The 11,409-nt window shown below is 47.3% G+C and carries 9 protein-coding genes; 5 read left to right on the top strand and 4 right to left on the bottom strand.

Annotated features, from left to right (window positions below):
- Window positions 1-32 precede the first annotated feature (32 nt).
- Window positions 33-602 carry a thymidine kinase gene (locus ACLB09_RS19115; protein WP_410771449.1) on the bottom strand — a complete coding sequence of 190 codons (570 nt, stop codon included), beginning with the start codon at window positions 600-602 and terminating at the stop codon, window positions 33-35.
- A 178-nt stretch (window positions 603-780) separates the two neighbouring features.
- Here ACLB09_RS19115 and ACLB09_RS19120 point away from each other — a divergent pair, with 178 nt between their 5' ends.
- From ACLB09_RS19120 to ACLB09_RS19140, 5 genes are all read left to right on the top strand, one after another.
- The gene (locus tag ACLB09_RS19120) at window positions 781-1,821 is read left to right on the top strand and encodes a helix-turn-helix domain-containing protein (protein WP_410771450.1); all 1,041 of its coding nucleotides are present in this window, start codon (window positions 781-783) and stop codon (window positions 1,819-1,821) included.
- A gap of 6 nt (window positions 1,822-1,827) precedes the next feature.
- On the top strand, window positions 1,828-3,078 hold the full coding sequence (locus tag ACLB09_RS19125; protein WP_410771451.1) for an FAD-dependent oxidoreductase: 1,251 nt from the start codon (window positions 1,828-1,830) through the stop codon (window positions 3,076-3,078).
- A 250-nt stretch (window positions 3,079-3,328) separates the two neighbouring features.
- Entirely contained in the window at window positions 3,329-4,243 is a 915-nt protein-coding gene (locus ACLB09_RS19130; RefSeq protein WP_410771452.1) for a DUF5692 family protein, read from the top strand.
- A gap of 356 nt (window positions 4,244-4,599) precedes the next feature.
- Entirely contained in the window at window positions 4,600-6,585 is a 1,986-nt protein-coding gene (locus tag ACLB09_RS19135) for a beta propeller repeat protein (protein WP_410771453.1), read from the top strand.
- Between the two features lie 217 nt (window positions 6,586-6,802).
- Window positions 6,803-7,687: a pentapeptide repeat-containing protein gene (locus ACLB09_RS19140; protein ID WP_410771454.1), complete on the top strand. Its 885-nt coding sequence runs from the start codon at window positions 6,803-6,805 to the stop codon at window positions 7,685-7,687.
- Window positions 7,688-7,767: 80 nt separating this feature from the next.
- Here ACLB09_RS19140 and ACLB09_RS19145 read toward each other — a convergent pair whose 3' ends face one another.
- Genes ACLB09_RS19145 through ACLB09_RS19155 form a run of 3 tightly spaced genes read right to left on the bottom strand, consistent with a single transcriptional unit; the run spans window position 7,768 to window position 11,388 of the window.
- On the bottom strand, window positions 7,768-8,907 hold the full coding sequence (locus ACLB09_RS19145; protein WP_410771455.1) for a toxic anion resistance protein: 1,140 nt from the start codon (window positions 8,905-8,907) through the stop codon (window positions 7,768-7,770).
- A gap of 29 nt (window positions 8,908-8,936) precedes the next feature.
- Complete coding sequence (locus ACLB09_RS19150; protein WP_410771456.1) at window positions 8,937-10,625, bottom strand: vWA domain-containing protein; 1,689 nt, start codon at window positions 10,623-10,625, stop codon at window positions 8,937-8,939.
- Between the two features lie 13 nt (window positions 10,626-10,638).
- Complete coding sequence (locus tag ACLB09_RS19155) at window positions 10,639-11,388, bottom strand: hypothetical protein (protein WP_410771457.1); 750 nt, start codon at window positions 11,386-11,388, stop codon at window positions 10,639-10,641.
- Window positions 11,389-11,409: the final 21 nt, after the last annotated feature.

Raw genomic sequence — 11,409 nt, forward strand, 5'->3', positions numbered from 1 at the left:
TTCGGGGCTCTTGTCATAGTATAAGTGCTCGGCTACAGCGGCGGATTGGCATGACATTTGCGGCATACCGGGTAGTAGGATTCGTTGCCGCCGATTTGAATCTGTTCGCCCGTATAGACCGGCTTTCCGTTCTCCACGCGGAGATTCATCGTCGCCTTACGTGCGCAAAACCAGCAGATCGTTTTCATTTCTTCGATTTTATCGGCATAGATCAGCAATTGGCGGCTTCCCTCGAATAACTGGTTTTGAAAATCGTTTTTTAAGCCGAACGCCATGACCGGAATATCCAGTTCATCGACAATTCGGACCAGTTGTCGGATGCTGCCTTCGTTCAGGAATTGGCATTCGTCAATAAGCACGCAGTACAGCTTTGGACTGTGATCCCGGACGATGGCAAAAATATCGGTATCCTCGTATATCGGAATCGCTTCTCTGCGCAATCCGATCCGGGATGATACGTAGCCTACTTCATCGCGGTTATCAATGGCAGAAGTAAAAATAAGGACAGGCTTGTTCTGTTCTTCATAGTTGTGGGCAACCTTCAAAATTTCAATCGATTTGCCGCTGTTCATCGCTCCATATTTGTAAAACAACTGTGCCAATGCGGACGTTCCTCTCTATGTTCTTATCGCTTGAAGCTTTACTTTTTACAAACACGATTATTTTATCATAAATCGGGTCGGAGGCGAATATGTAACTCATTTCATTGTTGAATCCCGCCCGCAACACTAACATGGTAAGTAATAGGTTTGTAGGCTGGTAGGAAAGGCGGTGAAACCCTTGAATGAGAGTCAGAAATACCAAGTGATCCTGCACGGGATGACCGGGGGCAATGTGGCTAAAACCTGCAAGGAATTCGGCATTTCCAGAACGCTGTATTACCGCTGGTATAACGCCTATATGCAGCAGGGAATAGCCGGTCTCGGCAAGAAAGACCGCAAACCGGCGATGCCGAACCAGGTGGATAAAAGAACCGAAAGAACCATTTTGCAATATGTTCTTCGATTTCCGCAGGATGGGCCAAGGCGTATTTATTATGAATTGCAGGATGAAGGCGTGAAGACGGGGGAATCCGGCATATATAATGTGCTACGGAGACATGGGCTGAACCGGAGGGAGGATCGCGAACGGTACGCAAGCGAGGTTAAAGCGAAAAAGAAGGCGGGGCTCGGCAGTAAAATAAGCCCTACGGGGACTCAACAAAGAGCGAAGCAGTTGGATTATCATATGAAAGATCCCGCTCATGCGTACCCCGGCTATATATGTTTTCAGGCCATTCAATACATAGGCAGTTTTCCGAAGGTCGGAAAGGTATATCAATATGTTACTCTGGATTCCTATTCAAGGCTGGCGTTGGTGAAGCTGTACAATCGGAAATCAAGCATTCAACTTGTCGAATTTATGCGTATGAGGATCATGCCCCTGCTCCGGACTTTTCATTTGAAGATCGATAATCTGGTCACGAACAAAAGCCAGGAATTCTCGACAGCCTGGGAGCGGGGAAGTCATAAGTATACGGAATATTTACATAAGCACAACATCAACTCCGTCGCTTTAAGCGCCGATCACCCGGAAGTGTTTGAGCCGTTGTACGAGTTTACGGGGATTTTGAACCGGGAATTTTACAAACCCGGTTGGCAGGAAGGGACATTGCAATCTTTTGAAATGCTGGACCAGCGCTTGAACGAATATATGAACTACTATAACTATCAACGATCTTATGGAGGCGAAGCCGATAACGGCAAGACTCCTTCCGATATGGTGCTTGATTTCAGCGGCGTTCAGGAGCCGTTGCCGCTCTGGTTATACACAAGGAGATGATGATTTGTGACCAAGGATGAAAAAATCGGGATCGTCGGAGCCGGCATCTCCGGGGTAACGCTTGCCCATGAGCTAGCCAAAAAAGGCTACCGTCACGTGACGGTCATGGAAAAAGGAGACCGGGTAGGCGGCAAGTGCCACTCGATCGAATATAAGGGCAAAACCTATGAAATGGGTGCTTTGATCGGACTTCCTTCGTATAAGTTGACTATGGAGCTGATGGAGGAATTCGATTTGAAGGATAAAGGCCCCTTGCTGGAACGAAGCTTTTTTAATCGGGAGGGGTTCAAAATTTCGCAGATTCCCAAGGAGCAGATGGCGGACTTTGCGAAAGAGTTTAAGAGGCTGCCGGCCTTGTTTGGCCGCTATGAATGCCTTAAAGCCCCCGGCCTGGAAAATATCCCCTCGGACTTGTACAAGCCTTTTGCAAACTGGTGCGACGAAAACGGACTGTTCGTACTCAAGCAGGTGTTCATGCACTATTTTAGCGCTTTCGGCTATGGCAGCATCGACGAGGTTCCCGCCGCTTATGTCATGAAACTGCTCAATTTCGATAATCTGATGTCCTTTATCGAGATCACGCATATGATTTCCTGGCCCAAAGGAGTGACCGAACTGATAAGGCGCATGGGCGACAGGGCTTCGGATCTTCGGCTCACCTGCGAGGTGAAGCATATCGCACAGGAGGAGTCCGGGAAAGTGAGGGTGGAGACGAATCAAGGGGATTTGTATTTTGACAAAGTGATTTACACAGCCTCACTACGAGACCTGCCGGACAAAACCAATCTTGATGCGGAAGACCGTAAGCTGCTGAAGAAAATCGTCTATGAACGCTTTCGGGTTTATGCTTATAGGGTCAACAATATCCCCAAGCTGTCGGGGTACATTCCGGGCAACATGGGACCGGATCGCAGAGGGCGAATGATGGCTTGGTATTACAGGTGGGCGGATCTGGCGGAGAGCGATCTGATCACCGTATATGTGGCCCAAAATGAAAGCATGAGCGATTCGGAGATGCGGGAGAATATCGAAGCCACGCTCGCCAGTCTGGGAGGGGAAAATATCCGGCTTTACATGATGAAGTCCTGGAATCACTTCCCGCATGTGGACACGGCGGCGCTGCAAAGAGGGTTCTACACGCAGCTTGAACGCGCGCAAGGCAAGTACGGTATCTATTTTGCCGGGGAGATCATGAATTTTCCGACGCTGGAGAACTGCATTATCTATGCCAAGGCTTTAGTGGAACGTTATTTTTGATTTGTCATACTGTGTCGAAATGTGCGGTTTATTTTACTTTGATGATTTGTTTACACATCAGACTTGGAATTTCCGCTGCCCGTGCGGATTTATGATAGACACTAATCAAAAAAAGAAGTGTAAACTCATCCTGAAAGCAAAGTCTGCAAATCCTTATCTGGCAAGCCTTTCCCTGATTTGAAGACAAATTGCCAAAGCGCTATATTCAAGGCAGGAAGCGATTTCATGAAGAAGTTAGGGAGGGTTATGCATGTTTTTATTCGAAGCTATGCCTTGGTACTCCGTCCTGATGTGGTTTGTGGTGCTTGGAGGCTTAATGCTTGTGAATGAACTGGCGCGGATGAGTAAATGGGTTTCGTTGTTACTCTTTCTCGTTCTGCCGATTGTTCTTACCATCGCGGTATGGCCAAATACGGCTGGAGAAGGTTCCAGCGTCGGCACTTGGTTCCATTGGGTGAAGGTCTATTCCGCACTGGCGGGCTGTCTTGGATTTATGGCTTTAAGGTACATCAAAGGATGGGATAAAAACAAATATGTGTTGATGTTTCCGGCTATCATTCTGGCGGTTAATATTCTTGAAGCCGTAATTCGGGATTTTCAGGTATATCGTTTAAACGGGATCGTCGACGGCGTCATGATGATCGGCGGACCATGGAATATCATGAACGGAATTGCCGGACTGCTGAACATTATTACGATCTCCGGCTGGATGGGGATTGTGGTCAGCAAGAGCCGGTCCAAGGACATGATCTGGCCGGATCAGCTCTGGTTTTGGATCATTGCCTATGATATCTGGAATTTCGCTTATGTATACAACTGCGTATCCGACCATTCGTTTTATGCCGGGGCAGCGTTGCTCATCTCCTGTACGATTCCGGCCTTTTTCTTTAAAAAAGGGGCATGGCTGCAGCATCGGGCACAAACGCTGGCGATTTGGATGATGTTCACGATGTCCTTCCCGATGTTTGTCGGTGAATCCAAGTTTGCGGTGCAATCCTCACATAGCGAAACGGCATTGTGGGTAGTGAGCGCTTTGTCGCTGGCTGCGAATATCGCGGTTTTCGTATACCATGTGTATAAAATTGCGAAGCATAAACGTAATCCGCTCAAGGTGGAAGTGTATACGGACTTGAAAGCCTACAAAGCGATCGCCGAGCAGAATTAAAGATTCGGAGCCGGCCGCTCCGGAAGCTTGACTCATAGACAGTTACTGAAACAATATAAAGCCCCGAACCTGGATTACTGCGGTTCGGGGCTTTGTCATAGCTAAAAGTTTGGCCTAACGCCATAATCGGACTATCCAGTTCATCGACAATTCGGACCGATTGCCGGATGCTGCCTTCGCTCAGAAATCGGCATTCATCGATGAGTTCGCAGTACAGCTTTTGATATGATCCTGAACGATGGAAAAATATCAATTTACTGGGATGATTTTCATGTCTATTTGTTTTTATTCGTTTATACTTGATTTTGATAATGGCGTTTATATCAATTTTTGTTATTTAAAGGAGAGTTCTAGACATGAAGGCGATGAAGAGCGTATTAATCATGCTGTGCCTGTTTTTAATGATTTCGGCCTTACCTGATCAATCTTTCGCAAAACAGGATTATGTGTTCAAAAAGGACACAGGTTTTTTCGGAAGTGATTTATTTGATGTCGCATACGGGAACGGTGTTTATGTTGCAGTTGGAGGAGATGGAGCGATCGTACGATCTGAGGATTCGGAAAAGTGGAATATTGTTTCCTCCGGTGTAACGAACCGTATCCTTTCTGTTGCGTTCGGCAATGGCATGTTCGTGGCTGTCGGCGACCAGAATCTGCTCCTGACTTCTACTGATGGAATCAAGTGGAGTAAACAGACACTAGCCATTACCAAGAAGAATGTTCCAAGCTGGACAGAGGCGAATAAGGGGGATTTCACCAAAAGTAAAGTGCAATCGAATACAAGCGTGATCTGGGACGGTCAGCAATTCGTTTTATTGACCCAAATGGATACCTATACATTTAAATCAGATCCAATCTACCCTAAATCGCCTTATCGGGTCTATACCCCCATCGGATATGCTTTCGTATCCACATCCAAGGACGGAGTGAACTGGAAAACGGCACAGGTTTCTCCCTATGTCTATGAAGCAAGCAAGCTAAAATACATAAATGGCATGTACTGTTTTTTTTCTAGATTTGAAGTTCTGACCAGCAAAAATCTGGTGAATTGGAATCACTATGACCATACCTTTATGGATGCAACCTTTGGTCCGCAGGGTCTGGTAATCGTTTGGGGCCGTATAGAAGGAGCACGCTCCAGAGTTGCTGGAATTAGAGCCGATTCTTTTCAGGGGGTTGATCTCAAGAAATCCAAAGATCTGTTGGAATGGTGGGAAGCTTGGGGTGCGAATGCGGTGGATTATGTCAATGGCCGGTATGTCATCAGTGCCGATGGCGGAAATTTGCTAACCTCGACCGATGCAACAACGTGGAATGCCGTGAATATGTTCGATGAACCTGTCAGTTATCGGGAAGAGAGCATTGAGGATCCTATGGATCTCACAATAAGTGATATTAACCCGGATCGAATTCAATTTTTTAAAACGATCTGGGATGGGCATCAATATATATCCGTTAGTTCTTTTGGCGGGATTTATACATCTCCGGATTTGAAAAATTTCAAAAAACAATACGTGGAGGGTGTTTTATCACCCATTGGCTCCGACTTTTCCGGAATCGGCTACGATTCAGGAACTTATTACGTTTATGGTTCGAATGGGTTGTTTCTGACATCTACGGATGCATTGAACTGGAAAAATCCGTTTTATATCCCAAAACAGTACGTTGTGAGGAGCGCCAGTTATAACGGAAAGGATTTTGCCTTGGCGGCTGAAGAGGAAGACGGGAAATGGGCATCCATCATGAGCAATTATTTTTTATCCATCTATAATAATGATAAGAACGCTCAGGATGCTGGAATCCCGGCCACCAAAATCATGTCTGAAATGGATCATCCGGTAGATGTAAAATGGGACGGACAGGCTTTTATCGCCAGAACGTATTTCGGGGATAAATATAAGGTTGAACCTGGCGTAAGCGGCTGGCAAGATATTAGTCCGCCCAATCCGCAAAGCCTTGAAGATGAACCGATTATTGTCAAAGGCAACAATCACACCGTGAAGTATCAGTATTTGGATGATAGCGCAACGATCATGCTGTATTATCTTGAGAATGGCAAATGGATAAAGGCTCAGTTTCCTGCTTGGTCGGAATACGAAAAATACTATTTGAGACACCTGGAAAATAACACCAATGAAGAAGACACGCTTAGTGCAGTAATCTATGGAAACAATGAGTTCATGGCAATAGGCGCAGGGGGATTGATATTGAAATCCGGAGACGGAAAGGTTTGGACCAAAGTCCATTCGGGTACCTCTGAATATTTGACGGGGATTATCTGGGACGGAAAACAATATATAATCGTTGGGAGTAAAGGAACCTATCTGACTTGTACTCCGTAGGACTTGGTTAATAGAAAAACAGTACGTACCTTCAAAAGGTACGTGCTGTTTTTTTGAATAAGGCTTGGCTCAGAGGATCACCTCAATTTGTACGATTTAGTTAAGAAAAGTAAAAATTGAATATAAATTAATTACCTGTTAATCTACCATTGTTTTGTCGTAAGATTAGACTGTGAAAAAATTGGAGAATACGATGAAACAATAAGGAGACCATTCCATGACTGTAGATAGAGAACAGGTAGAGGCTTCCCGTGATGAGCGCCATGCGAAGCTGCAGGCCGATTGCGAGAGTTGTTTTGGCTTATGCTGCGTTGCTCTGCCCTATGCGGCTTCGGCGGATTTTGCTAAGGATAAAGCGGCCGGGCAGCCTTGCCAAAACCTGCAACACGATTTCCGATGCGGCATTCACAACTCTCTCAGAGATCGTGGCTTTCGCGGTTGTACCGTCTATGATTGCTTCGGTGCAGGGCAACAGGTTTCCCAGATAACTTATAGTGGCGTTGACTGGCGCCAAGATCCCGGTTCTGCGAAGCAGATGTTCGAGGTGTTCCCGGTCATGCGGCAACTCCATGAGTTGCTCTCGTATCTGACGGAAGCGTTGACGCTGCAAGCGGCGCACTCCATACATGGGGAACTTGGCACGATGCTGGAGGAAACCAAGCGGCTTGCCCGTCTTGGCCCGGAAGCTCTGTTGGAGCTGGATGTGGCGGTGCATCGTGCGGAGGTCAATGTTCTGCTGCAGCAAACCAGCGAACTGGTACGTGATGAAGCCCGCCGTCGTCACCAGGGGCCCCTAAAGCCTCAGAAAAAGGTAGGCCGGGGAGCAGATCTGATCGGCGCCAAATTAAATGGGACGGATTTACGCCTTGCTAACTTGAGGGGAGCCTATCTTATCGCTGCGGACTTGAGAGGGGCAGATTTGCGGGGAGCGGATCTCATCGGTGCCGATTTCCGGGATGCGGACATCCGGGGAGCCGATCTGACCGATGCGATTTTCCTGACTCAGTTTCAGGTTAACGCGGCGAGGGGCGATGCCGGTACCAAGCTGCCGCAGTCTTTGCTCCGGCCGGATCACTGGTCCATTCCCGATAAGCGGCAATGATGCCTGTACAGCCTCTTATATAAATAAAAACAGCCTGGAACAAAATGTTCCGGGCTGTTCCTGATTATTATTGGTTGAAGCTATAGCCCTAATTTTTGGCCCTTTTCCAGGCGCTGAATCTGCTGCTCCCCGGTATCGGCCAGTTCCCTGAACTGGTTAATGGTATCGCGCATTTTAGGCAATGCTTCCTGTTTGTAGGTGCTGATCGAGTCAAATGCGGCCAGAACGTCGGTGAAGGCCTGTTTCAGCGTATCCACGGAAATGCTGGTTTCCAGTGATTGCTTCTGGATCGCCGCGCCTTGATCTTTCAGCATTCTGGACGTACTGCTGATCAGATTGTCCGTGGTTTGATTCAGGAGTTCAATCTTTTTCAGCACGATTTTTTGGTTATAGAGCGCGCTGGCGACGGTGACCGAAATCCTCAGGGCGGATACCGTCACGTTTCTGGCTCTGTCCACGCCGCGGATCAGCTCTTTGTTGTTTCTGATCACGACTTCGATCGCCATGATTCCCTGCTGGTTCACGACCAGCATTTGCTGCAGGTCCATCACGCGCTGGCGCAGCGGGAACAACACTTCCTCGGTGATAAAGCGGATTTTGTCTTCGGATTCCTGGCGCAGTTTGGCCGCTTCAAGCTGGGATTCGATTTCCGTATCCATCAGCATCCCGAGCTGGATTTCTTTTTGCAGCTTCTTCGTGAGCTCCCGCAGCGCTTGTTGTTCAAACTCCAGCGTAGTATTGTCGTTTTTTAATACGGCCTTGCCTTTATCCAATGAACCGATGATGCCGGAAATAACGGAATCGGCCTTTTCATATTTGGCAAAATAACTTCTAAGCGGATTAAACAGCTTACCCAATAAGCCGGTTTTGGCAAAATCGACGACGCTCGGATCCAGATCCTTCAGTTGAAGATGCAGTTCCGTGAGCCCCTTTGCTACCTGTCCGCCATCGTCGCCGGTTTTGGACAAATTACCGACCGATACTTGCAGGAGGGAGTTCTTTTCCGAAGACGATTTCATCGTATTCATGCCAAAGCTGTCGATGGATTGCAGAATCTCCTTCCGCTTTTCCAGGGACTCGATATCGAGGTCCAAAATCGCCGTAACGTTATTCGATGCCAACTCCTTCAACTGCGTTACTTCCTCGGGCTCGGGTTGAATCTGCTCCTCAATCGCCGTTTTAAGTCTCTCCGGGCTTACTACTTCCATCGTAAATGACATATAACCCCTCCTCTTGTAAAAGAAAATAATTACATTTGAACGTTGAGCAAATTACCGATTTTGTACACTACATCGTCCGTATCCGCATTGATACTGGCAGCCTCGTTTATGCTTGAAATGCTTTCAAGCGCTTTGATGTTCGCGTTATAACCGATCGTGTAAATGGGAAATTTGTAAGTTTCGATTAATCCCCGGATATCTTTGAGCGAATGGCCCTCGTTGGTTTCCCCGTCGCTCAACACGAAAATGAGCGGCTTCACGTCAGGGTTCACGGCTAATTCGTCCTGCAACATTTTCATGGCCACCACAATGCCGTCGAACGTCGCCGTTCCCCCGGCAGCCTGAAGGCTGTTGATCGCACCGACGAACATGGATTGCTGGTTCGTGTCGTATTTCCCGATCGGAAGATTGATCGTTACATTATCGGAGTAAGAAACAAAACCGATGCTATTGTCCCGCCCTAAGTACTTTTGGCCCGTCAATAACGATTCTTTCAGGCGTTTGAGCGGTTCGCCGTCCATGCTGCCGGACACGTCGGCCACAAATACGGCGGCGATCGGTTTGCTTACGTCTTTCTTTTCTTTCCATACTTTTTGCGCCGAAGATAAAAGGCTGCCCTCAACCGCTTCCATTTCGGAATGATAATCCTCAAGTCCGTTAAACCCCTTCTCCTTGGCCAAACTCTGATATTTCTCCTGCCCGGCAAATTCGGCGAATTTCTTGATGATGTCCAGCTTTTCCTGTGGCAAATCCCCTAGAGCATAAAGCGGGCTGTCATGTCTGACTCCAAACGGAGTAAAGACATAGCCGCTCTTGAAATCTGCCGCATTGACAAAAGTCTGGTATTCGAGGACAAAAGCATCCAGCATGCCCGTCTTGGCCGCTTCGCGCATCTGCAGGGTGGTGGAGGAAATGAAAGGGACATTGGCCTGGAATTTCTCAAATCCTTGAACCGCCTTGTCTCCAAGTAAATCCTTGTTGTCGAACGTCTTCAGGGCCGTCACCAGAAAATTCAATCCCGTTGAACTGGCGAATGGATCGGTGTAACCCATGGACAATTCGTTGTCCGCGATGGCGTCCGTAATCGTTTTGACGTTAAGCGAACCATATTTATCCACCAGTTCATCATATTTCGCCTTGTTCGAAACGATACCGGCTACATTACCGACGAGTCGTTTGGAAACCAGCTCGGTTTTGATGCCCTGCGCCTTGACCATTTCGCCCCATAGCTCATTGGACGGAGTAAAAGCATCCGGTACATACTTGCCGGATCTTATGTAATCCGTGGCCGTACCTGAAGCGATATTTCGAATTTTGACGGACACCGTAGTTCCGTTAACCGAAATTTTGGCGTTATTGAAATCGGTCGCGACTTCATTCAGCCACCCGTCGATCCCTGTGCCGGATTTCTCCGTGGAGGAGAAAATCTCAACGAAGCTGTCCGTGTTGTTCTCTACGGAGATCGGAAATTTCGAGATGTCGGGCAAAGAGTCGCCGACAGCTACAGGGTCGAGATCGATCTGGCCTTTAACCGGCTCGGCAGAAGCCACGGAAATATCCTTAAAGAGTTTATCCAGCTTTTTTGCCGCATCTTCGGTAGTGATCTGAGTCTCGGATTTGCCAAGATTAGCCGTTAACGTGATTCCAAAATACACGAGCGCAAAAACCGCCGCCGCGATAATTACCAACACCAGAAAAGCTTTACCCTTCTTTGCCATTCTCATCTCCCCTTCATTGCTTATAAAATTTAGTCTGGTTAATCAGTGCATCGATTTCCTTCATGCAGGGCATATCCTCAATCTCTTTATAGTCTGTGCTGCCTAATAGTGACATTTCGAGCAACAACTTATCCAGCTTCAGCAAAATTTCTTCGTTTGCGCCGAGATATCCGGACACATAAGCTAAATACTCGTTGTATAGTTTTGTTTTTTCCTGCACCAGCTTGTTGGAAAATCTTCCCGAACTTTCCTGGCTGGCAAAAGCGGAAAATTCCGAAGCATCGAAAACGCCGAGCTTATTCAGAATGCCCCTGACATTAAGGTAGAACAGCTTTTCGACTTCGAAAATGACGGAATTGAATTTCTGGTAGCTTAATTCGGTTGGATCGAATCGCTGGCTTAGCACATCCAGCAGGGTGGCCTTTTTCTTGTCGATTCTCTCCAGTTGATCCAGGGCAAGAACGATATCCTTCTTCAACACCTTGATGTCTTTGTAATGATGCAGCGCGTTTATGTAATCCTCATGACTTTGTATGTCTTTTACGGGCGGAGGGGCAGGGGTCTTAAACAGCAAGACATAACTCCCGTAAATCAGGACCAGGAAACTGATCACCAGCAAGGTGACGCCGAATGCGGTCTGAATCACGCTATCTCCACCGATCCGAACCCCTAATAAGCCAGGGGATAGTATCAGAACGTTCAGGATCACCACTCCGACTATAAGCCCAAACAGCTTAAAAATTCTCGAGCTATTCAAATTCACACCTCCTTCGCTATTACCTAG

The sequence above is a fragment of the Fontibacillus forbon genome (genome assembly GCF_046559655.1).
GTDB lineage: Bacteria > Bacillota > Bacilli > Paenibacillales > Paenibacillaceae > Fontibacillus.